General features: G+C 72.9%; 17 protein-coding genes. 7 read left to right on the forward strand and 10 right to left on the reverse strand.

The features are described from left to right. Positions 1-21: 21 nt before the first annotated feature. The 4 genes from D7231_RS09470 to D7231_RS09485 form a co-directional block, all read right to left on the reverse strand. Positions 22-1,179, reverse strand: a complete 1,158-nt coding sequence (locus D7231_RS09470; RefSeq protein ID WP_391473339.1) for an RNA polymerase sigma factor — start codon at positions 1,177-1,179, stop codon at positions 22-24. 317 nt (positions 1,180-1,496) lie between these two features. Continuing rightward, positions 1,497-3,452: a DNA primase gene (gene dnaG / locus D7231_RS09475; protein WP_120754487.1), complete on the reverse strand. Its 1,956-nt coding sequence runs from the start codon at positions 3,450-3,452 to the stop codon at positions 1,497-1,499. A gap of 39 nt (positions 3,453-3,491) precedes the next feature. Further along, positions 3,492-4,769, reverse strand: coding sequence for an NAD(P)/FAD-dependent oxidoreductase (locus tag D7231_RS09480; RefSeq protein ID WP_120754488.1), 1,278 nt, complete (start codon positions 4,767-4,769; stop codon positions 3,492-3,494). A 180-nt stretch (positions 4,770-4,949) separates the two neighbouring features. Next, complete coding sequence (locus D7231_RS09485; RefSeq protein WP_120754489.1) at positions 4,950-6,275, reverse strand: deoxyguanosinetriphosphate triphosphohydrolase; 1,326 nt, start codon at positions 6,273-6,275, stop codon at positions 4,950-4,952. Positions 6,276-6,374: 99 nt separating this feature from the next. Between D7231_RS09485 and D7231_RS09490 the strand changes: the two genes are divergently transcribed. Then, positions 6,375-7,067: a SanA/YdcF family protein gene (locus D7231_RS09490; RefSeq protein ID WP_391473341.1), complete on the forward strand. Its 693-nt coding sequence runs from the start codon at positions 6,375-6,377 to the stop codon at positions 7,065-7,067. A 33-nt stretch (positions 7,068-7,100) separates the two neighbouring features. Here D7231_RS09490 and D7231_RS09495 read toward each other — a convergent pair whose 3' ends face one another. Next, on the reverse strand, positions 7,101-8,048 hold the full coding sequence (locus tag D7231_RS09495; RefSeq protein WP_241999626.1) for a trypsin-like serine peptidase: 948 nt from the start codon (positions 8,046-8,048) through the stop codon (positions 7,101-7,103). Positions 8,049-8,202: 154 nt separating this feature from the next. Further along, positions 8,203-8,997: a sulfite exporter TauE/SafE family protein gene (locus D7231_RS09500; protein ID WP_120754627.1), complete on the reverse strand. Its 795-nt coding sequence runs from the start codon at positions 8,995-8,997 to the stop codon at positions 8,203-8,205. A 240-nt stretch (positions 8,998-9,237) separates the two neighbouring features. Between D7231_RS09500 and D7231_RS09505 the strand changes: the two genes are divergently transcribed. Beyond that, the gene (locus D7231_RS09505; protein WP_120754490.1) at positions 9,238-9,657 is read left to right on the forward strand and encodes a nitrite reductase (NAD(P)H) small subunit; all 420 of its coding nucleotides are present in this window, start codon (positions 9,238-9,240) and stop codon (positions 9,655-9,657) included. Between the two features lie 137 nt (positions 9,658-9,794). After that, positions 9,795-10,721 (forward strand): oxidoreductase, encoded by a 927-nt coding sequence (locus tag D7231_RS09510; RefSeq protein WP_120754491.1) that lies wholly within the window; start codon positions 9,795-9,797, stop codon positions 10,719-10,721. Positions 10,722-10,753: 32 nt separating this feature from the next. Here the strand turns inward: D7231_RS09510 and D7231_RS09515 are convergent, their stop codons facing one another. Then, positions 10,754-11,353, reverse strand: coding sequence for a hypothetical protein (locus D7231_RS09515; RefSeq protein ID WP_199739329.1), 600 nt, complete (start codon positions 11,351-11,353; stop codon positions 10,754-10,756). 220 nt (positions 11,354-11,573) lie between these two features. Between D7231_RS09515 and D7231_RS09520 the strand changes: the two genes are divergently transcribed. The 4 genes from D7231_RS09520 to D7231_RS09535 all read left to right on the forward strand — a co-directional run bounded on the left by D7231_RS09520 (position 11,574) and on the right by D7231_RS09535 (position 16,570). Next, positions 11,574-13,475: an APC family permease gene (locus tag D7231_RS09520; protein ID WP_120754492.1), complete on the forward strand. Its 1,902-nt coding sequence runs from the start codon at positions 11,574-11,576 to the stop codon at positions 13,473-13,475. Positions 13,476-13,549: 74 nt separating this feature from the next. Next, entirely contained in the window at positions 13,550-14,800 is a 1,251-nt protein-coding gene (locus D7231_RS09525; RefSeq protein WP_120754493.1) for an ABC transporter substrate-binding protein, read from the forward strand. Continuing rightward, on the forward strand, positions 14,800-15,729 hold the full coding sequence (locus tag D7231_RS09530; protein WP_120754494.1) for a carbohydrate ABC transporter permease: 930 nt from the start codon (positions 14,800-14,802) through the stop codon (positions 15,727-15,729). Before D7231_RS09525 ends, D7231_RS09530 begins: the two co-directional genes overlap by 1 nt. Positions 15,730-15,733: 4 nt before the next feature. Then, entirely contained in the window at positions 15,734-16,570 is an 837-nt protein-coding gene (locus D7231_RS09535; RefSeq protein WP_120754495.1) for a carbohydrate ABC transporter permease, read from the forward strand. Here D7231_RS09535 and D7231_RS09540 read toward each other — a convergent pair. The 3 genes from D7231_RS09540 to dusB all read right to left on the reverse strand — a co-directional run bounded on the left by D7231_RS09540 (position 16,528) and on the right by dusB (position 22,533). After that, positions 16,528-17,562 (reverse strand): ArsR/SmtB family transcription factor, encoded by a 1,035-nt coding sequence (locus tag D7231_RS09540; protein WP_120754628.1) that lies wholly within the window; start codon positions 17,560-17,562, stop codon positions 16,528-16,530. The genes D7231_RS09535 and D7231_RS09540 overlap by 43 nt on opposite strands. Before the next feature lie 699 nt (positions 17,563-18,261). Continuing rightward, positions 18,262-20,979, reverse strand: a complete 2,718-nt coding sequence (ppdK, locus tag D7231_RS09545) for a pyruvate, phosphate dikinase (protein ID WP_120754496.1) — start codon at positions 20,977-20,979, stop codon at positions 18,262-18,264. Positions 20,980-21,390: 411 nt separating this feature from the next. Continuing rightward, on the reverse strand, positions 21,391-22,533 hold the full coding sequence (gene dusB, locus D7231_RS09550; protein ID WP_120754497.1) for a tRNA dihydrouridine synthase DusB: 1,143 nt from the start codon (positions 22,531-22,533) through the stop codon (positions 21,391-21,393). Positions 22,534-22,603 lie beyond the last annotated feature (70 nt).

The raw sequence follows: 22,603 nt of genomic DNA on the forward strand, positions 1-22,603 counted from the left end.
CGGGCCGGTCCGGCGGCCGCCTCAGTCCAGATAGCCGCGCAGCTGGTCGGCGAAGGCGTGGTCGCGGAGCTTGTTGAGGGTCTTGGACTCGATCTGGCGGATGCGCTCGCGGGTCACGCCGAAGATGCGGCCGATCTCCTCCAGGGTGCGGGGGCGGCCGTCGACCAGCCCGTAGCGCAGCTGGACGACCTTGCGCTCGCGCTCGCCGAGCGTCGACAGGACGGCCTCCAGGTGCTCGCGCAGCAGCAGGAACGCGGCCGACTCCACGGGAGAGGCCGCGTCGCCGTCCTCGATCAGGTCGCCGAGGGCGACGTCGTCCTCCTCGCCGACGGGCGCGTGCAGCGAGACCGGCTCCTGGGCCAGCCGCAGCACCTCGCTGACCCGTTCCTGGGTGAGGTCGAGGTGGGCGGCGACCTCGTCGGCCGTGGGCTCGTAGCCGCGCTCCTGGAGCATGCGGCGCTGGACGCGCACGACGCGGTTGATCAGCTCGACGACGTGCACCGGGACGCGGATCGTGCGGGCCTGGTCCGCCAGGGCCCGCGACATGGCCTGGCGGATCCACCACGTCGCGTACGTGGAGAACTTGTAGCCGCGGGCGTAGTCGAACTTCTCCACGGCCCGGATCAGGCCCAGGTTGCCCTCCTGGACGAGGTCCAGCATGGTCAGGCCCCGGCCGATGTAGCGCTTGGCGACGGAGACGACGAGGCGCAGGTTGGCCTCGATGAGGCGCCGTTTGGCCATCCGGCCGAGCACGACCAGGCGGTCCAGGTCGAGGGCGAGCCGGGAGTCCAGGTCCGGGGCGCCGGCGAGCTTCTCCTCGGCGAACAGGCCGGCCTCCACGCAGCGGGCCAGCTCGACCTCCTCGGCGGCGGACAGCAGCGGGATGCGGCCGATCTCGCGCAGGTACTGGCGGAAGAGGTCGGAGGAGGGGCCGCCGGTGTCGGGGCGCACGGCGTCCGGCTGCTCGGCGCGCACGGCCCGGGGGGACTCGGTCCCGGCCTCGGTCTCCCCGGCCTCGTGCGGGGTGCCGGCCGGCGTGGTGCTCCCCGCCGGATCCGGCAGGAGCGGCTCGTCGGGGAGGCTCTCGGCCTGCGGTGCGGCGGGCTGCCGGGGCACGCCCTGGGCCGCGGCGGCGGCCTCGGGCCGTGGCTGGGGCCTGCTCGGGGTCCGGGTCTGCACGGGGGCGACCTCCAAAGTGATCGCTGCCGGTTCGGGGCGGCATGCGCCGGAGGGGCGGCAGCGGCCTGGCCGCCGGCCGTCCCGGGGATCAGGAGCGGCTTCGCGAAGGGTTCCGAGTTCCGGGTCCGAGCGGCCGGGCCTGCCGCGTCCGAGGACTCAGGCACCGCCCACCAGTGTGGGGTACGACGCGGGCCCGCCACGAGGGGCTTGCGGGCACTTTCTGAGTCCGTTCCGTGACCGGGGGTTACGACCTCCGCTTCGTGAGGGTCACTCGCCGTCGCGGCGGAATGAAGGGCATGCGCCCTTCGGGGCGGGCCCTACAGCGCCGCCGCGCCCCGGTCCTTCAGGGAACGCGCGTACTGCTCCAGCACCCACAGTTCGTTCTGCACGGCAGCGAGGTGCTCCGGGTCCGGGCGGCTACCCAGGCGGATCAGGCTGCCCTGGACCTCCTGGATGCGGCGCTCTACGGCGCGCAGCCGGACCTGGACGAGCTGGATACCCGCGTAGACCTCGTCCACGTTCTTGTGCCGGATCGCCTCGACGGCCAGCTCCGTGATCATCGCCCGGACGGTGTCGTCGGGGGCGGCGTCCCGGACGCGCGTGAGGTAGTCGGCGGGGGCGCCGGTGACGCCGCCCGCCTCCTCGACGGCGCGCCGCACGGCCACGTAGGGCGCGGCGGTGAACTCGTCCTCGCCGTACGCGTCGAAGGCCGGGGCGACCAGCTCGGGCCGCTGGAGGGCGAGCTTGAGGAGCTCGCGCTCGGTGAGGGCGACGGGGCTGCGCAGGTTGAGCGCGGGCCCGCGGACGGCCTGCGGCCCGCCGACCCGGTGGTGGGCGAGCCCCGCCGCGGGCCCGGTGGGGCTCGCGGCGGGCCCGGGGGCCGACGACGCGCCGGCCCGGCCGGCGGAGCGCTGCTGGGGGCCGCCGCGCTCCCCGCGCTCGCGCGCCCAGCGAGCCAGCTGCCCGACGCGCATGACGACGAACTGGGTGTCGAGGATGCCCAGCAGGCCGGCGAGCCGGACGGCGTACTGGTGCCGGATGGAGCCGTCCTTGATGTTCGCCACGATGGGGGCAGCCTCCTCCAGAGCGGCGGCCTGGCCCTCGGGATCCTCGACGGTGTGCCGGGCGACCACGGAACGGATCGCGAACTCGAAGAGAGGGGTGCTCTCCTCGACCAGTCGCCGTACGGCGTCGTCACCGTCGGCGAGACGGAGCTCGCACGGATCCATCCCGCCGGGGCTGACAGCGATCTTGGTGCTCGCCGCGAACTTCTGGTCGTCCTCGAAGGCCCGCAGGGCCGCGCGCTGCCCGGCGGCGTCACCATCGAAGGTAAAGATCACCTTCGCGCCGGAGTTGTCCATCAGGAGCCGGCGGAGGATCTTGATGTGGTCGCCGGCGAAGGCGGTGCCGCAGGTGGCGATGGCGGTGGTGACGCCGGCCAGGTGGCAGGCCATGACGTCGGTGTAGCCCTCGACGACGACGGCGCGGCTGGTCTTGGCGATGTCCTTCTTCGCGAGGTCGATGCCGTAGAGGACGTGCGACTTGCGGTAGAGGGGGGTCTCGGGGGTGTTGAGGTACTTGGGGCCGTTGTCGTCGTCGCGGAGCTTGCGCGCGCCGAAGCCGACGACCTCGCCGGTGATGTCGCGGATGGGCCACATCAGGCGGCCGCGGAAGCGGTCGATGGGGCGGCCGCCGCGGCTCTCCTGGGCGAGGCCGGAGAGGATCAGCTCCTTGTCGCTGAAGCCCTTGCCGCGCAGGAAGCGGGTGAGGTGGTCCCAGCCCGCGGGGCTGTAGCCGACGCTGAAGTGGGCCGCGGCGTCCTGGCCGAAGCCGCGGCTCGCGAGGAACTGCCGGCCGATCTCCGCCTCGGGGCTGTCGAGCTGCTCGACGTAGAACTTCGCGGCGTGCTTGTGGGCCTCGACGAGGCGGATGCGCTCGCCCTGCTGGCGGCCCGGGGTGTAGCCGCCCTCCTCGTAGCGCAGGGTGATGCCGGCCTGGGCGGCCAGCCGCTCGATCGTCTCGGCGAAGGAGAGGTGGTCGATCTTCATGACGAAGTCGACGGTGTCCCCGCCCTCCTGGCAGCCGAAGCAGTAGAAGAGGCCCTTGGCCGGGCTGACCTGGAAGGACGGGGACTTCTCGTCGTGGAAGGGGCACAGGCCCTTGAGGTTGCCGCCGCCCGCGTTGCGCAGCTGGAGGTACTCGGACACGACGGCGTCGATCGGGACCGCGTCCCGAACCGCCTTCACGTCGTCATCGTTGATCCGTCCTGCCACGCCTGAATTCTACGGGCGGGGGCGGCCGGCGCGGACCGGTCAGGACTGTGCCGGGCTGGGCAGCAGGGCGTCGAGGGGGACGCCGGGGTCGGCGAGGGCCTCGGGGTCCAGGGGGGCGCCGGAGCGGATGAGCTTCTGGACGGTATCCGTGACATCCCACACATTGACGTTCATCCCGGCGAGGAGGCGCCCCCCGGCGAGCCAGAAGGCGATGAACTCGCGCTTGCCGACGTCGCCGCGGCAGACGACCTGGTCGTAGGAGCCGGGCGGGGCGTAGCCGGAGTACTCCAGGCCGACGTCGTACTGGTCGGAGAAGAAGTACGGCACGCGGTCGTACGCGACGTCCTGGCCGAGCATGGCGCGGGCGGCGGCGGGGCCGGTGTGGAGGGCGTTGGCCCAGTGCTCGACGCGCAGGCGGGTGCCCAGCGTCGGGTGCTCGGCCGCGGCGACGTCGCCCGCGGCGTAGATCTCGGGGTCGGAGGTGCGCAGGGAGGCGTCGACGGCGATGCCGCCGCCGTCGGCGCGGTCGACGAGGGCGAGGCCGGCGGCCTCGGCGAGGGCGGTGCGGGGAGCGGCTCCGATGGCGGCGAGGACGGCGTGGGCGGGGTGCTCCTCGCCGTCGTCGGTGCGGGCGGCGAGGACCATGCCGTCCTGACCGGCGATCTCGGTGAGGCGGGCGCCGAAGTGGAAGCGGACGCCGTGCTCGCTGTGCAGGTCGGTGAAGAGCTGGCCGAGCTCGGGGCCGAGGACGGGGTGCAGCGGCGTGGGCTCGGGCTCGACGACGGTCACCTCGGCACCGTAGGAACGGGCGGCGGCGGCCACTTCGAGGCCGATCCAGCCCGCGCCGGCGATGACGAGGTGGCCGTTGTCGCGACCGAGGGAGGCGAGGACGCCGCGCAGCCGCTCGGCGTGGGCGAGGCGGCGCAGGTGGTGGACGCCGGCGAGGCCGGTGCCGGGGATGTCGAGGCGGCGCGGCTCGGCGCCGGTGGCGAGCAGCAGCTTGTCGTAGTGGACGCGGGTGCCGTCGCCGAGGCGGACCGAGCGGTTCGCGCGGTCGAGGTGGACGGCGGGCTGGCCGAGGTGCAGCTCGATGTCGGCCTGGGCGTACCAGGCGGGCTCGTGGACGAAGACGCTGTCGCGGTCCTCCTTGCCCGTGAGGTAGCCCTTGGAGAGCGGTGGGCGCTCGTAGGGGTGTTCACGCTCGTCGCAGATGAGGATCACCCTGCCGGTGAAGCCTTCCGCGCGGAGGGTCTCCGCGGCCTTCGCCCCGGCCAGGCCCCCTCCGACGATGACGAACGTCTGGTTCGCGTCGACCACTTGCTGCCTCCTCGCTGCCACGCGCTGCGTCTGCAGCGCGTCTGCGGTGGACCGCCCCCGGGCCGGAACCGGCCCGTGCAGAGGTTGCCGCACGGGGCCCGCCGCCGGTAGAGGGACTACCCCGGACGGGTCAGTACCCGCAAGGTGTGGGGGAAGTCCTGGGATTCTGTGGACATTCGGTCACCTTTCTGACACACCACGCCCTTCGGTGAGGCGGGTGAGCAGGGAGCGCGCGGAGACGTCGGTCAGGGCGGCGATCTGGTCGACGACGGCGCGCAGGCGGCCGGCGTCGTCCGTGGCGGCGGCGTGGAGCGTGCGGAACTGCGGGTCGAGGCCCTCGGGGGCGCGGGCGACGAGGGCGGCGGCGAGCTCGGCGATGACGACGCGCTGCTCGGCGCGGAGCTTCTCCTGGTCCTCGCGCTGCATCACGTAGCGGTCGGCGACGGCCTTCAAGACCGCGCATTCGAGGCGGGTTTCGCGGGGGACGACGAGCTCGGCCCCGTAACGGGTGAGGCGGCCGGTGCCGTAGGCGGCGCGCGTGGCGGTCTCTGCGGCCAGGCAGAAGCGGCCGATGAGCTGGCTGGTGGCGTCCTTGAGGCGGGCCTGGGCCACGGCCGAGCCGTCGTAGCCGTGCGGCCACCACTCCTGCTCCAGGAGCCGGTCGAGGGCCTCGGCGAGCTCGCCGGGCTCGGCGCCGGGGGCGTAGCGGCCGGCGACGACGGCGAAGACCTCCCGGCGCTCGGGCTCGGCGAGCAGCGCGTTCGGGTCGAGGTGGCCGGCGTGCAGGCCGTCCTCGACGTCGTGCACGGAGTAGGCCACGTCGTCGGCCCAGTCCATGACCTGGGCCTCGAAGCTCTGCCGGCCCGCGGGGGCGCCCTGCCGCAGCCAGGTGAAGACGGGCACGTCGTCGGCGTAGACGCCGAACTTGCGGGAGGCCGGGTCGGTGGGGTGGCCGCCGCGCGGCCAGGGGTACTTGGTGGCGGCGTCGAGGGCGGCCCGGGTGAGGTTGAGGCCGACGCTGACGAGCTCGCCGGTGCTGTCGCTGGGGACGAACCTCTTGGGCTCCAGGCGGGTGAGGAGGCGCAGCGACTGGGCGTTGCCCTCGAACCCGCCGCACGGGCCCGCGACTTCGTTGAGCGCCTCCTCGCCGTTGTGGCCGAACGGGGGGTGGCCGAGGTCGTGCGCGAGGCAGGCGGTCTCGACGAGGTCGGGGTCGCAGCCGAGGGCCGCGCCGAGCTCGCGGCCGACCTGGGCGCACTCCAGGGAGTGGGTGAGGCGGGTGCGGGGGCTGGCGTCCCAGGCCTGGGCGCTGACGCCGGGCGTGACGACCTGGGTCTTGCCGGCGAGCCGGCGCAGGGCGGCGGAGTGCAGCACGCGGGCCCGGTCGCGCTGGAAGGCGGTGCGCCCGGGGCGCTTGTCGGGCTCGGGGGCCCAGCGCTCCAGGTCCTGCTCGTCGTATCCGGCGATGGGGGGCTGCTCGCCCGCGGTGCGTGCCGTTCCGTTCATACTCCGACGGTAACCGCCGGGTCTGACAGCAGCGACGGCGGCGACCGGCCGGAACCGTACGGGTGTCCGGTGCGTTCTTACCGGTCGACGGGGAGAGTGATGGGCATGATGCGGGGCCGCGTACTGCGGATGCGGATACGGATGCCGCGGACGCGGCGGGAGCGGCGGCGGCTGCTGTGGGCCGCCGTGGCCGGCTGCGTGCTCGCGCTGCTGCCGGCGACGTGGGTGTACGCGGCGGCGGAGCCGCGGATGCGGACCGTCGCGAACGTGCCGTCCGCGCCGGTCGCCATGGTCTTCGGCGCGGGCCTGTGGGAGGGCAAGCCGTCCCCGTACCTGGCGCACCGCCTCGACGCGGCGGTCGAGCTGTACCGGGCGGGCAAGGTCCGCGTGGTGCTGGTCACCGGCGACAACAGCCGCGAGGAGTACGACGAGCCGGACGCGATGCGGGCGTACCTGACGGAGCGCGGGGTGCCGGCGGACCGCATCGTGAGCGACTTCGCGGGCTTCGACACGTGGGACTCGTGCACGCGCGCCGTGCGGATCTTCGGCGTGAAGAAGGCAGTGCTCATCACGCAGGGCTTCCACGTCCGGCGGGCGCTGGCGCTGTGCGGGGCGGCGGGGATCGACGCGTACGGGGTCGGGGTGGCCGCGAAGCACGACGTGACCTGGTACGGGGGCGGTGCGCGGGAGGTGTTCGCGTCGGGGAAGGCGGCGCTGGACGCGCTCGTGCGGCCGGGGCCGCGGTTCCTGGGGCCGCACGAGCCGGGCGTGGAGCAGGCGCTCGCGCAGTAGCAGCGCCCCGGACGGCTCCGGTGCCGGACCGGCCTAGCCCCGTTCGGGATCCCGGTCGTTTATGGCGTCCACGTACAGCTTGAAGATCTCGTCGTCGTTGACCGGGCTGTACGAGATCTGCGCGCTCTCGTCGCCGTCCGGGCCGCCTCCGTTGAGGCCTCCCAGGACGCCCACGAGGTCGCCGGTGCGCGTCCGTTCGTCGAAGTGCGTGAGCCACGGGCTGCCGGAGGTGCCCGAGACGAAGCCGTCGCAGCGCATCCGCAGCTGGTTGCGCTCTTCGAGGCGGGTGGTCATGGCGGTGCAGCGGATGGCCTCGTCGGCGGAGTCGTCGTCCGCGTCGGGATAGCCGATGACCGTGACGCGGTTGACGTAGCCGGGCGTACGGACCAGCCGGTTGGCGCCGGTGACCCGCTCGACCTGGCGGCCCCGGCTGTCGGCCTTGACCGTGGCGAAGGCGAAGTCCAGGTCGGAGCCCGCGCCCGTGTCGCTGCGGCGGGGGTCGGCGAAGACGTGGTCCACGGGCCACACCCCGTACGGCTGCTTGCCGGCACCGGCCCGGTAGTCGGGGACGAACGCGGCGTCGTCGCCGATGGAGCAGTGCCCGGCGGTGACGATCAGATTGCCCTTGGGGCTGTGCACCACGCTGGCGGTGCAGTGGTGGTCGCGCAGGTCCTCGCCGACGGAGACGAGCACGCCCACGGACGGCACCCCGTCGAAGTGGCGGGCGCTGCCGGTGATGCGCTGCGCGTCGGGCACGGCGTCGCCGTTCTCGCCGTCGGAGGCGCCCTGCGCCGCCTGTTCGATCCGCGTCGGCCCCCAGAACCGCCGGGCCTCCTCGCTGGACCAGCTGCCGTCCCGGCCGTGGCCACCGGCCCCGTGCGGCACGGCCGCCGCGAGGGTGACGACATAGAGCCCCGCGAGCACGGCCCGGACCCACCGGGCCCGGCCCCACCGGGAGAAACGCACGAGAACCCCCACCACGTCAGGAAGGTAGTGGTCAGGCTAGCCGCATTCACCGGGCGCACCGGAGCGCGCCGGGTCTATTTAAGGGATTTCTTATGCAAGGTCGGCCGTTCGGCGCAGCGCGGCGTCCTTCCCCCGCCCTGCCGCCGCGTCGCCGCGGTCTTTCCGCAGCTCAGCCGCTGCCCCACTGGTCGTACCCCAGCTTGCACACCAGCGACAGGACCACCACGACGAGGACCGCACGGACGAAGCCGCTGCCGCGCTTGAGCGCCATCCGCGCGCCCAGCGCGCCGCCGGTGAGGTTGAACAGCGCCATGGGGGCGGCGATCTGCCAGATCACGGCGTGCTGGAAGGAGAAGGTGACGAGCGCGCCCACGTTGGTGCACACGTTGACGATCTTGGAGGTGCCGGAGGCCGTCACCAGGTCCATGTGCAGGATCGCGGCGAGGGCGAGCACGAGGAACGTGCCGGTGCCCGGGCCCATGAGCCCGTCGTAGAAGCCGATGCCGAGGCCCGCGACGAGGATCGCCGCGAGGGCGCGGCGGCGCGAGACCTGCTTCTCGGCGGTGGGCAGCGCGTCCGTGCCGAAGGCGGGGCGCAGCAGCACGAAGACCAGCACGGCCACCAGGATCGCCATGATCAGAGGGCGCAGGACAGCGCTGCTGATGCCGGAGGCGAAGAAGGCCCCCGCGAACGAGCCGCCGAGCGCGGCGAGGCCGATGCGCAGGGCGGTGCGCCGGTTCACCGGTGCGCGGCGGGTGTAGGTGACGGCGGCGGCCGCGGTGCCGCAGATGGCGACGGCCTTGTTGGTGCCGATGGCGTGCGGGACCGGAACGTGCGGCAGGGCCACCATCAGCGCGGGGAGCTGCAAGAGACCGCCGCCGCCCACCACGGCGTCGACCCACCCCGCCGCGGCCGCGGCGAGGCAGAGCACGAGCAGCGTCGTCAGAGATATGTCGGTGGTCACCCCGGCGATCGTACGGGCTCGGCCCAACTCGGCTGCGGAGGACGGCGGCAGCCCGTTCCGGAGCCGTGACACAAGCCGTGACACACAACCGTCGGAGTCGGACACACGGCCGTCACAGCTGTGGTGAAAACGTGTGCCACGGTGGCGACAGACGGCTGTGGCTGTGCGACAGTGCTGGCGCTCCGCAGCCCGGCCCGCTCCCCCACCGTCCCTGCCCGCTCTCCCGAAGGGACTCCCGCGATGACCGTCGCTCCCGAGCAGCTCCCGCACGCGCCCGCACCCGGGTCCGCCCCCGTGTCCGCGCCTCAGCCGGTACCCGAATCCATACGCGAGTCCGTACGCGTCGAGGCGCTCCTCGGGCGCCGCTGGCACGCCCTCTGCGAGCTGGGCGATCTGAAGCCCGGCCGCGGGGTGGCGGTCCTGCTGCCGGACGGCCAGCAGGCCGCCGTCTTCGTCGACCGGGCGGGACGCGCGTACGCCATAGGCAACCAGGACCCGTTCAGCGGGGCGTTCGTCCTCGCGCGCGGCCCGCTGGGCTCGGCGGGCGGGCGGCCGTACGTCACCTCGCCGCCGGCCGGGCGGCGGTTCGACCTGACGGACGGCCGGTGCCTGGACGACGCCGCGGTGTCGGTCCCGGCGTATACGGTCCGGCTGCGCTGAGCGGGGGCGCCCCGCGCGCGGGCCACCGTATCGGGCGAATGCCCGCCCTGCACCCGCACGCCCTCGCCTACGCTGGGACCGACGAAGGCTACTGACGCGTATGTGCCGGGTGCGGACCGCAGAGGAGCGCAGCAGACGTGACTGGATGGAATGCCGGCGAGATCCCCGACCAGAGCGGCCGCACGGCGGTGATCACGGGCGCCAACAGCGGCATCGGCTACGTCACGGCCCGCGAGCTGGCGCGGCGCGGCGCGCGGGTCGTCCTGGCCTGCCGCGACGCGACGCGCGGCAAGGCCGCCGAGGAGCGGGTCCGGGGGGCGGCGCCCGGCGCCGACGTGCAGTTCGCCCCGCTCGACCTCGCGGACCTGTCCTCGGTGCGGGACTTCGCCGCGGACCTGCCCGGCGACCGGCTCGACCTGCTGATCAACAACGCCGGGGTGATGGCGCTGCCGCAGCGCCGCACGGTCGACGGCTTCGAGATGCACCTGGGCACGAACCATCTCGGCCATTTCGCGCTGACCGGGCTGCTGCTGCCACGGCTGCGGGAGGCGGGGCACGGCGCGCGGGTCGTCACCGTCGCCAGCGGGCTGCACGTCCTGGGCACGGTCGACCCCCGCGACCTCAACATGGAGCACCGCTACCGCCGCTGGCTCGCCTACGGCCGCTCCAAGAGCGCCAACCTGCTGTTCACGCACGAGCTGTCGCAGCGGCTGACGGCGGAGGGCTCGCGCGTCGTCGCCGTCGCCGCCCACCCCGGCTACGCGGCCACGAACCTTCAGACGGCCGGGGCCCGGATGGAGGGCCGGGCCTCGGTCGAGCACGCCGCCGAGCTGCTCAACCGGCTCTTCGCCCAGAGCCCGGAGGCCGGGGCGCTGCCCACGCTGTACGCGGCGACCGCGCAGGACGTCCTCCAGGACGACTACTTCGGGCCGCGCTTCGAGCTCCGCGGCGGGACACCTGCGCGGCGGGCGATGCGGGCTCCTTGGACGCGCAATGATCGCGCGAGCGCAGGGCTTTGGACCGCGTCGGAGCGGCTGACGGGAGTGACGTACGACTGGCTGTGACCCGGACCCGGACCTGACCACGGCCGTTGTCCTCAATCGCCGGGCAGGCTTCTACGGGTGAGGTCCTCCAGCAGGAGCCGCGCCCCCTCGCCGTCGATCCGTTCCGCGAGCTCCGCCAGCGGCGCGTCGCCCTCCCGCAGCAGGCCGCTCTCGCGGGCGCGCCGCACCCCCGAGTCCAGCCGGTGCCACAGCAGCGGGTTGGCGACGAGCACCTCCGGGTCGAACTCCACGCGCCGGCCCCCGGCGTCCCGCAGCACGAGCCGCGGCGTCATGCCGTCCGCGCGGCGCACCTGCGTGAGCAGGTCCGTACGGACGCGCTTCTCCCCCAGCAGGCCGCGCACGGCGAGCCAGTCGTGGCCGGCGGTGACCTGCTGCGGCAGCAGGACGGCCAGCAGGAGCGCCCCGAGCCCGGTCCAGCAGGCGGCGCGCGGCCCGTCGAGGCCGCCGCGGGCGAGGTCGGCGACGAGGAGGACGCCGGTGAGGGCGGAGCCGCAGTACCAGGCGGCCCGCGCCTCGTGCCGCCAGCCGCGGTCGCGGGCGAGGACCTCGCCGCCCGGCGGCTGCGCCTTCGTCCGTGCCGTCCGTGCGACGGGGCCGCCCGCCCGCGTCTTCGAGAGCTGTCGCCGTCCCATGCCCGTGACGCTAGGCCCGGGCCGGGGCCGGGGCGCCGGGTGTTGACGGGGTGCTGACGCCACTTGGGCCAACCCTTACGCCCTGCTGACGTATCCCGGCCCGGGCCGTCAAGAGCGCGTGAAGATCCCTCCGGAACGCGCCAAGAGGCCGCCAAGAATGTGCGCGAGCGCGCGGGGGCGGCCGCACGCTGGGCGTCCCAAGCACGGAGGTACGAACAGCATGTCCCTGCTCGCGCACGCGAACAAGCAGCCCGGAGGGGCCGGCGAGGAACCGCCGGATACCGGCGCCGCGCGGCCCTGCGCCGAGGACCGGCACCGGCTGACCGCCCCGCAGGGGCTCGCGGCCCTCTCCCTGGACGCGATGGCGTCGGTGGCCTACGGGCCCGAGTCGATCGTCCTGGTGCTGGCCGCGGCGGGCGCGTACGGGCTGGGCTTCACGCTCCCCGTCACCTTCGCGATCGCCGCCCTGCTGGCGGTCCTCGTCGCCTCCTACCGGCAGGTCATCGCGGCGTTCCCGGACGGCGGCGGCTCGTACGCGGTCGCCAAGCGGCACCTCGGCCGGCGCACCAGCCTGGTGACCGCGGCCTCCCTGGTGCTGGACTACGTGCTGAACGTGGCGGTGTCGGTCACCGCCGGCGTCGCCGCCCTGACCTCCGCCTTCCCCTCCCTCTACGCCGACCGGCTGTGGATCTGCCTGGCCGTGCTGGCCCTGGTGACCGGGGTGAACCTGCGCGGCATCGTGGAGTCCGCGAAGTGGTTCATGGTGCCCACCGCCGTGTTCGTCGGCTCGATCCTGACGATGATCGTGGCCGGGCTGCTGCGGGACGCGCCCGCGAGCACCGAGGCCGCCGCCGGGCACGCCTCCGTGCTCGCCGGGAACGCCACGTCCGTGGGCGTCCTGCTGCTCCTGAAGGCCTTCGCCGCGGGCTGCTCCGCCCTCACCGGCGTGGAGGCCGTGGCCAACGCCGTGCCGGCATTCCGCGCCCCGGCGCAGCGGCGGGCCCAGCGCACGGAGGTCGCGCTGGGCGCCCTGCTGGGCGTCATGCTGATCGGCCTGGCAGTGCTCATCGGCCGCTTCCACTTGCAGCCGGTCGAGGGCGTCACCGTCCTCGCGCAGCTCGCCGACGCCTCGCTCGGCCACAACTGGGCCTTCTACGTGGTGCAGTTCGCCACCGTCGTCCTGCTGGCGCTGGCCGCGAACACGTCCTTCGGCGGGCTGCCCGTCCTGATGGCCCTGCTGGCCCGGGACAACTACCTGCCGCACGTCTTCGGCCTCAAGGCGGACCGGCAGGTGCACCGGCACGGCGTGCTGGCCCTCGCGGCGGTCTCCGCGCTGCTGCTGCTCTTCTCCGGCGGCGACGTCAACACGCTGGTGCCGCTGTTCGCGATCGGGGTGTTCGTGGGCTTCACGATCTGCCAGGTCGGCATGGTGCGGCACTGGCGGCAGGAGCGCTCGGCGGGCTGGCGCGGCAAGGCGCTCCTCAACGGCTTCGGTGCCGTGCTCACCGGGGTGTCGGCCGTCGTGGTGACGGCCACGAAGTTCGAGGAGGGCGCCTGGCTGATCGTCCTGGCGCTGCCGCTGATGGTGCTGGTCTTCGAGGCCGTGCACCGTTCGTACGGGCGGATCGGCGAGCGGCTGGGGCTGGGCCGGGTGCCGGAGGCGCCGCGCCGCTGCCACAGTGTGGTCGTCGTGCCCGTCTCCTCCCTCTCCCGGCTGACCAGCAAGGCCCTGACCGCCGCGGTGTCGCTGGGCGACGAGGTGATCGCGGTGACCGCCGTCCAGCCCGACGCGGAGGGGGCGCGGGCCGCCGAGTCGCTGCGGCGCGACTGGGAGCTGTGGAACCCGGGCGTCGACCTGGTCGAACTGCCCGCCGCCACGCGCGCCCTGGGCCGCCCCATCGTCGCCTACGTCCACGAGCTCACCGACCGGCACCCGGACAACCGCGTCACCGTCCTCATCCCCGAGGTCGAGCCCGCCCACGTCTGGCAGCGGCTGCTCCAGAACCAGCGCGGCGCGGTCGTGGCCCACGCGGTCCGCCGCGACACGGACGCGGCGATCTGCCGCCTCCGCTTCCGCATCGGCGCGGAACCGGCCGCCCGGCGGACCGGCACACGGCGGTAATCGGCCTGTCGTAATCCTCCCCCATCGTTGATCGTTGGTCCGTACGGTCCCGACCGCGAGGGGGAGAACCGAACATGCCGATCAGCCGCAGACTGCTCTTGGCCGGGGGTGCGGGCATCGCACTGACCGGGTGCGGGTCCAATACGGGGCGCGGCGGGGAGGAGGGGCCGGGCCGGCCCCGGCTCTCCCACTGGTACCACCAGTACGGCGAGCCGGGCACGCGGCAGGCGGTGGGCCGGTACGCCGCCGCGTACAAGGACGCCGCCGTGCGGATCGAGTGGCGGCCCGGGAACTACGACCAGCAGACCGCCGCCGCCCTGCTGACGGACTCCGGGCCGGACGTCTTCGAGGTGGCCGGCCCGACGATCGAGCAGATCCAGGCCGGCCAGGTGACCGACCTGACCGGCCTGCTGAAGGACGTCAAGGGCGAATTCGACCCCGTGATCCTCGCGCCCCGGACCTACCGGGACCGCGTCTGGGGCATCCCCCAGCTCGTCGACACCCAGCTGCTCTACTACCGCAGGAGCATGCTGGACGCGGCGGGCGTGCGGCCGCCGCAGTCGCTGGACGAGCTCGTGGACGCCGCCCGGCGGCTGACGCGCAAGGACGTCAAGGGGTTCTTCCTGGGCAACTCCGGCGGCGCGGGCGCCCTGGGCGGCACGCCGCTGTACGCGGCCGGGCTGTCCCTCGTCACCCCCGGCGGAGAGGTGGGCTTCGACGACCCGGCCGCGGCGCGCACCCTCGGCAAGCTGCGCCGGTTCCACACCGACGGCTCGCTGCTGCTGGGCGCGCCCACCGACTGGTTCAACCCGGCGGCCTTCACCCAGGGGCTGGCCGCGATGCAGTGGTGCGGGCTGTGGGCGCTGCCGCAGGTGCAGAAGGCCCTCGGGGACGACTTCGGGGTGCTGCCCTTCCCACCGGACGGCCCGGCCGGGCGGCCGTCCGTGCCCGTGGGCGCGTGGGCGGCGGCCGTCAGCAGCCGCAGCGCGCACCGGGAGGCGGCCGAGGCGTACGTGAAGTGGCTGTGGGTCGAGCGCACCGACTTCCAGGAGGACTTCGCACAGTCCTACGGGCTGCACATCCCCGCCCGCGCCTCCCTCACCGCCCGGGCCGGCCGGCTGAAGTCCGGGGCGGCCGCGGAGGCCGTGCGCTTCACCAAGGAACACGGCTACGCACAGCCCCTTTTGTGGACGGCAGCGAGTCAAACCGCCTATCTGGATGCCCTCACTCGCATCATCCGGGAGGGCGCCGACCCCGGCGGCGAGCTCAAGGCGGTGGTGCGCAAGGCGAGCGCCGAGCTGCACCGCGTACGGAGCCGCGGCTGATGCCCGCGGCCCCGCGCCGCCTCCCCGCCGCCCGGCAGCGGCACCGCGCGCTGTGGTTCTGGGCCTTCGTGGGCCCCTTCGCCGCGGGGCTCGCCCTCTTCACCTACGTACCGCTCGCCTGGAGCGTGTACCTGAGCTTCTTCGACGCCCACAACACCGTCTCCCCCACCGAGTTCGTCCGGCTGGACAACTACGCGACGCTGCTGGCCGACGCCTCCTTCCGCTCCTCGCTCGTGACCTTCGCGGTCTTCAGCGCCTTCATCGTGCCGGCCACGTACGCGCTGTCCCTGGGGCTGGCGCTCGCGGTCAACCGGCTGCGCGCGGGCCGGGCGTTCTTCCGGTCGGTCTTCTTCCTCCCCACGGCGTGCAGCTACGTCGTGGCGGCCACGGTGTGGAAGCTGTCGGTGTTCAACGGAGTGCGCTTCGGGCTGGCCAACACCGTCCTCGGCTGGTTCGGGGCCGAGCCGGTGGCCTGGCTGGCCTCCACCGACCCGCCCTGGTACTGGCTGGTCATCATCACCGTACGGCTGTGGCTCCAGGCGGGGTTCTACATGGTGCTGTTCCTGGCCGGCCTCCAGCGCATCCCGCCGCGGCTGTACGAGGCGGCGGCCCTGGACGGCGCCCGGCCCGGCTGGCAGACCTTCCGCCACATCACGTTCCCGGCGCTGCGCAGCACCTCGGTGGCCGTGGTGCTGCTGCTGATCATCAACGCCTTCCAGGCGTTCGACGAGTTCTACAACCTGCTGTCGGACCAGCGCGGCTACCCGCCCTACGCCCGGCCGCCGCTGGTCCACCTGTACTACCTCGCCCTCGGCCAGGGGCAGGACCTGGGGCTGGGCAGTGCCGGGGCGGTGCTGCTGGCGCTGATCATCGCCGTGGTGACGGTCGTGCAGGCCCGCTGGTCGGGCCTCGGCCGGAGAGAGGACTGACGACGTGGACGACGCCCTCGTACGCACCGGGCGGGCCCTGCGGCTGATGCTGCTGACGGCCCTCGCCGTGCTGTTCCTCATCCCCTTCTACCTGCTGGTGCGCGGCGGCCTGGCCTCCGAGGAGGAGATCACCGCACCCGGCTGGACGCTCTTCCCCGCCGGCCCGCACTGGTCGAACGTGCGCGAGCTGTTCACCGACCCGGACGTGCCGATGGCCCGGGCCCTGCTGAACTCCTCGCTGATCGCGGTGGCCACCACGCTGGGCACGCTGCTGCTGGCCTCGCTCGCGGGCTACGGGCTGGCCCGCATCCCCTACCGGCACGCCGACGCCGTCTTCTACGCGATCCTGGGCACCCTGCTGGTGCCGGCGGCGGTCACGTTCGTGCCGTCGTTCGTGCTGGTGTCGTCGCTGGGCTGGGTCTCCAGCCTGCGCGGGCTGATCGTGCCGACGCTCTTCAGCGCCTTCGCGTGCTTCGTCTTCCGCCAGTACTTCCTGGGCTTCCCGCGGGAGCTGGAGGACGCGGCGCAGGTGGACGGGCTGGGGTACTGGCGCACGTACTGGCGGGTCGTGGTGCCCAACTCCCGGCCCGTCTTCGCGGCCGTGGGCACGATCGTCTTCATCGGGGCGTGGAACGCGTTCCTGTGGCCGCTGGTGATCGGGCAGGGCCGCGACTCGTGGACGGTGCAGGTGGCCCTGTCGACGTTCACCACGGCCCAGACCGTCCAGATCCACGAGCTGTTCGTCGCGGCCGCCGTCTCGATCCTCCCGCTGCTGCTCGTCTTCCTGCTCTTGCAGCGCTACATCGTGGCGGGCGTGGAGCGCTCGGGGATCGACGACTGAGGCGCCCTCTGCGCGAGCTGCGTCGTCTTGTGGCCGCCGCGCAGGAGGGCCGCGCCCAGGGGCGTGAGGGTGTGCATCACCGCGCTGCCGTTGCGCAGCGTCAGGACCAGGCCCGCCTCGCGCAGGACGCCCGCGTGCTGGCTGGCCGAGGCCGCGGACACGCCGACGCGGCGGGCGAGCTCGCTGGTGGTGCAGCCGCCGCCGATGGAGCCGAGGACCGCCGAGCGGGTGTGCCCGACGAGCTTGCCGAGCGAGCGCGGAGCGGTCTGCACGGCGGGCGCGGACTCCGACATGTGCCGGGCGGGGTAGACGAGGACCGGCGTGAGGTCGGGGTCCCGGTAGGTGACGGGCGTGCGCCGGCAGAAGAAGGAGGGAACCAGCAGCAGCCCGCGGCCGTTGAGGTGGACGTCGCGGTCCACGGGGTAGTCGGCCTCCAGGACCGGGGCGCGCCAGCGCATCATGGGCGGCAGCGAGGAGAGCAGGGCGTCCGCGCCGCCGTCCAGCAGGGCCCGGCCGCGCACGGCGCGATCGGCCTCGATCTGGGCCTGGATGTGCTGCCAGTAGGGTGCTATCGCGGCCTCGTGGTAGGCCTGGAGCGCTCCGGTGAGCTTGGCGAAGGCCCGGTCGTCCCCCTCGGCCATGGATCGTATCCAAGCGGGGAGCGTCCGGGCGGTGGGGAGCCGGCCGAGCTCGCGGTGCACCCGCTCGCCCGGCGTCTCGCGCAGGGCCTGCATGCCGGAGTCGAGTCCGAGTACCCCTTCGGGGGGTGTGAGGAAGTCCGGAAAATACCCGCGGGAAGGCACCAGCGGGGCGAGAAGCCGAGTTTCACCATTCAACCTGGCCCGGGTTTCCGAGCGCCAATCCCCGAAGATCGACTCGCCTTGTTTGTCCCGGAGCCGGTGGAGGCTCAATACGGTTTCCCAGAGTGCGTCCGGGTCTCCGGCCAGGCGCAACCGGGCCAGATCGAGTCCAGTGAAATGGACGCGCAGCACCAAACCCCCACATGAGACATCCGCAACCACCCCCCGCTCACTGAGTATGCACACCGATACGAGCTGTTACCACGCCCTTTTGGCCACAGTTGAAAGGACTCGCGGGGAACGTGGGGGAAGCGAAATGCTATTCACGCACTCGGGGCCGCACCCCGCTCGTTCCCGTGGGGGGTGGCGAGCGAAAAAGCGGCCGCTGAGTATGCGAGTTGCCGCCCGAGCCGATGCGGGCGGCAACAACTCCCGGTGGGGGAGTAAAGAGGGGCGGCGCTCCCGCACGAGCGCCGCCCCTTCGCCCTGTCCGGCACAGGGAAGCCACAGGTCGGGCACATCTCGGGCGCAGGATCACCACAGGATGACCACGCCCCGGTAACTCCGGCGTCATGTGCCGGAGACACTGCCGCCTCATCGCGCGCCTCACGGGCCCCATGACGGCGGCGTTTTCCAGCCACCGGGGTTCCGGGTGAAGGGGGCCGCGGGGGCCTTGGTCCGTACCGTTCGGTCCGTGTGGAGCGAGGGCGATCAGCCGAAGTGAGGGAACGGCCGAAGCGAAGGGGCCGCCGAAGTGAAGGGGCGGCCCCCCGCACGGGTGCCGCCCCTTCGAGGTGCTGGAGCCGCCGCCGGGGCTGAGGGTCGGGGTTCGCCCGGGCGGCGGCTCCGCCGCGCCGGCCCGGTTCGTGCCGGGCCGGCGCGGCAGCCGCGTCAGCGGCTGTCGGAGCCCCCGTCGCCGAGCGCGGCCGCACGGCCGGCCTCCAGGCGCGCGACGGGGATGCGGAAGGGCGAGCAGGAGACGTAGTCCAGGCCCACCTCGTGGAAGAAGTGCACCGAGTCCGGGTCGCCGCCGTGCTCGCCGCAGACGCCGAGCTTGAGGTCGGGGCGGGTGGCCCGGCCGGCCTCGGCGGCGGACCGTACGAGCGAGCCCACGCCGTCCCGGTCGATGGTCTCGAAGGGGCTGACGCCGAAGATGCCCTTCTCCAGGTACGCGGTGAAGAAGCTCGCCTCGACGTCGTCGCGGGAGAAGCCCCACACGGTCTGGGTGAGGTCGTTGGTGCCGAAGGAGAAGAACTCGGCGGCCTCGGCGATCTGACCGGCCGTGAGCGCGGCGCGCGGCAGCTCGATCATGGTGCCGAGGGTGAGCCGCAGGTCGGTGCCGGTGGCCCGCTCGACCTCGGCGATGACCCGCTCGGCCTCCTCGCGGACGATCTCCAGCTCCTGGACGGTGCCCACCAGCGGGATCATGATCTCGGCGTGCGGCGCGCCGCCCGCCTTCACGCGCTCGGCGGCGGCCTCGGCGATGGCCCGCACCTGCATGGCGAACAGGCCCGGGATGACGAGGCCGAGGCGGACGCCGCGCAGGCCCAGCATCGGGTTCTGCTCGTGGAGCTTGTGCACGGCCTGGAGCAGGCGCAGCTCGTTCTCGTGCGCCTCCTCGCGGGCCTCGGCGAGCGCGACCCGCACGGACAGCTCGGTGATGTCGGGCAGGAACTCGTGCAGCGGCGGGTCGAGCAGGCGCACCGTGACCGGCAGCCCGTCCATGGCCTCGAAGAGCTCGACGAAGTCGGACTTCTGGAGCGGCAGCAGGGCCTTGAGGGCCTCGTCGCGCTCGTCCTCGTGGTCGGCGAGGATCAGCCGCTCGACCATCTCGCGGCGCTCACCGAGGAACATGTGCTCGGTGCGGCACAGGCCGATGCCCTGGGCGCCGAAGCGGCGGGCGCGGGCCGCGTCCTCGGCGTTGTCGGCATTGGCCCGGACCTGGAGGCGGCGCCGGCCGTCCGCGTAGGACATCACGCGGTGCACGGCCTTGACGAGCTCGTCGGCGTCCTCGGCGGCGCCGTCCGTGCGGCCCTCGAAGTACTCGACGACCGGGGACGGCACGACGGGCACCTCACCGAGGTAGACCTTGCCGGTCGAGCCGTCGATGGAGACGACCTCGCCCTCCTCGATGACGACCCCGCCGGGGGCGGTCATCCGGCGGCGCTTGGTGTCGACCTCCAGCTCCTCCGCGCCGCAGACACAGGTCTTGCCCATGCCGCGGGCGACGACGGCGGCGTGCGAGGTCTTGCCGCCGCGCGAGGTGAGGATTCCCTCGGAGGCGATCATGCCGTCGAGGTCGTCCGGGTTGGTCTCACGGCGGATCAGGATGACCTTCTCGCCCGAGCGCGACCACTTCACGGCGGTGTACGAGTCGAAGACGGCCTTGCCGACGGCGGCGCCGGGCGAGGCCGCGATGCCCCGGCCGAGCAGGTCGGTCTTCGCCTTCTCGTCGAAGCGCGGGAACATCAGCATCGCCAGCTGCGCGCCGGTGACGCGCTGGAGCGCCTCGGCCTCGTCGATCAGTCCCTGGTCGACCAGCTGGGTGGCGATGCGGAAGGCCGCGCCCGCGGTGCGCTTGCCGACGCGGGTCTGGAGCATCCACAGCTTGCCGCGCTCGATGGTGAACTCGATGTCGCACAGGTCCTTGTAGTGCGTCTCGAGGGTCTCCATGATCTGCATCAGCTGGTCGTAGGAGGCCTTGTCGATGCGCTCCAGGTCGGCGAGCGGCACGGTGTTGCGGATGCCGGCGACGACGTCCTCGCCCTGGGCGTTCTGGAGGTAGTCGCCGTAGACGCCCTGGTGGCCGCTGGCGGGGTCGCGGGTGAAGGCGACGCCGGTGCCGGAGTCGGGGCCGAGGTTGCCGAAGACCATGGAGCAGATGTTGACGGCGGTGCCGAGGTCGCCGGGGATGCGCTCCTGGCGGCGGTAGAGCTTGGCGCGGTCGCCGTTCCAGGACTCGAAGACGGCCCGGATGGCGAGGTCCATCTGCTCGCGCGGCTCCTGCGGGAAGTCCCGGCCGGTGTCCTTGGCGACGATGCCCTTGAACTCCTCGACCAGGCGCTTGAGGTCGGCGGCGCCGAGCTCGACGTCCGTGGTGACGCCCTTGGCGCGCTTGGCCTCGTCGAGCGCGTCCTCGAAGAGCTCGCCGTCGACGCCGAGCACGGTCTTGCCGAACATCTGGATGAGGCGCCGGTAGGAGTCCCAGGCGAAGCGCTCGTCGCCGGCCTGGGCGGCGAGCCCGGCCACGGAGGCGTCGGAGAGACCGATGTTGAGGACGGTGTCCATCATGCCGGGCATGGAGAACTTGGCGCCCGATCGGACCGAGACCAGCAGCGGGTCGTCCGCCTGCCCCAGCTTCTTGCCCATCCGCTTCTCGAGGGCTTCGAGGTGGGCCGAGACCTCGTCGCGCAGGGCCGTGGGCTCGCTGCCGCTGCCGAGGTAGACCTTGCAGGCTTCGGTGGTGATGGTGAAGCCGGGGGGGACGGGCAGGCCGAGGTTGGTCATCTCGGCGAGGTTGGCGCCCTTCCCGCCGAGCAGGTCCTTCAGGTCCTTGTTGCCCTCGGTGAAGTCGTAGACGAACTTCTGCTGATCTGTGGTTTCCGGCACGGGACTCGACTCCTCACTGGGGTCCCCCCGTACACAGTTGGGGGAAGGCGTGCTCAAACGTGCTGACGGCGGGGAGCGTACCCAGATCGAAGGCTTATGAGGAGGTCCACCCCCCGGCCATATGGGCGTAACCGCCTGTCAGCCAGCAGATCGAAAGTCACGCCCCGGTAAAGGGTCCGGAAGCCGCTTGTTCGACTTCTGAAGACAGAATGACAAACAGAAGTCGCCGCATCACGGAGCGTCGATCAAATGGCGGGCATGGGGCCAAGTCGTGAACGCAAGAGGGGTGGCACGCAGTGCCACCCCTCAAGAGATGCACCCCCATGTATACCGCTCATCTGAGCGGACTACTGATCAGGGGTGGCGAGAATCACGCCGCCGGGCGACGCCCCGGACGCCGCATCTGACGCATCAGCCGCCCGACGTGTCGAGCTCGGCGTCCGCACTGACGGCCGCGCAGTCGTACGGGTCGTTCAGCCAGCCGTCCGGCAGCACCACACGGTTGCGTCCCGACGTGCGGCCGCGGGGGCCATCGGCGCCGACCGGCCAGGGCTGGTCCAGGTCGAGCTCGCTCAAGTGAGCGCCGAGCTCGTCCAGGGACGAGGCGATCGCCAGCTTCTTGCGCATCTCCGAGCCGACGGAGAAGCCCTTGGTGTACCAGGCCACGTGCTTGCGGAAGTCGATGACGCCGCGCTCCTCGCTCTCCAGCCACTCGCCGAGGAGCGTCGCGTGGCGCACCATCACGGCGGCCACCTCGCGCATCGTGGGCGCGGCGGGGGCGCCGCCGCCCTCGAAGGCCGTGACGAGGTCGCCGAAGAGCCAGGGGCGGCCGAGGCAGCCGCGGCCGACGACCACGCCGTCGCAGCCGGTCTCGCGCATCATCCGCACGGCGTCCTCCGCCGACCAGATGTCGCCGTTCCCGAGCACGGGGATCTCCGGCACGGTCTCCTTCAGGCGGGCTATGGCCTCCCAGTCGGCGGTGCCGCCGTAGTGCTGGGCGGCCGTGCGGCCGTGCAGGGCGATGGCCGTGACACCCTCCTCGACGGCGATCCGGCCGGCGTCGAGGTAGGTGATGTGATCGTCGTCGATGCCCTTGCGCATCTTCATGGTGACGGGGAGGGAGCCGGCGTTGCCGACGGCCTCGCGCAGGATCGAGCGGAGCAGGTTGCGCTTGAACGGGAGCGCCGAGCCGCCGCCCTTGCGGGTGACCTTGGGGACGGGGCAGCCGAAGTTGAGGTCGATGTGGTCGGCCAGGCCCTCGTCCACGATCATGCGGACGGCCTTGCCGACGGTGACCGGGTCGACGCCGTAGAGCTGGATCGACCGGGGCTTCTCGGTGCCGTCGAAGTGGATCAGACGCATGGTCTTGGCGTCGCGCTCGACCAGGGCCCTGGTGGTGATCATCTCGCTGACGAACAGCCCCTTGCCGCCCGAGAACTCTCGGCACAGCGTACGGAAGGGCGCGTTCGTGATGCCCGCCATGGGGGCGAGGACCACCGGCGGCCACACGGTGTGCGGGCCGATCTGGAGCGGCGTGGCGGAGTCATGCGTCATGGCTCCATTGTCGCGTACCGCCACCGGGCATTTAGTTGTACTCTTTAAATCATTGGAGATGTACAACTAC

This window comes from Streptomyces klenkii (assembly GCF_003626645.1).
Classification (GTDB): domain Bacteria; phylum Actinomycetota; class Actinomycetes; order Streptomycetales; family Streptomycetaceae; genus Streptomyces; species Streptomyces klenkii.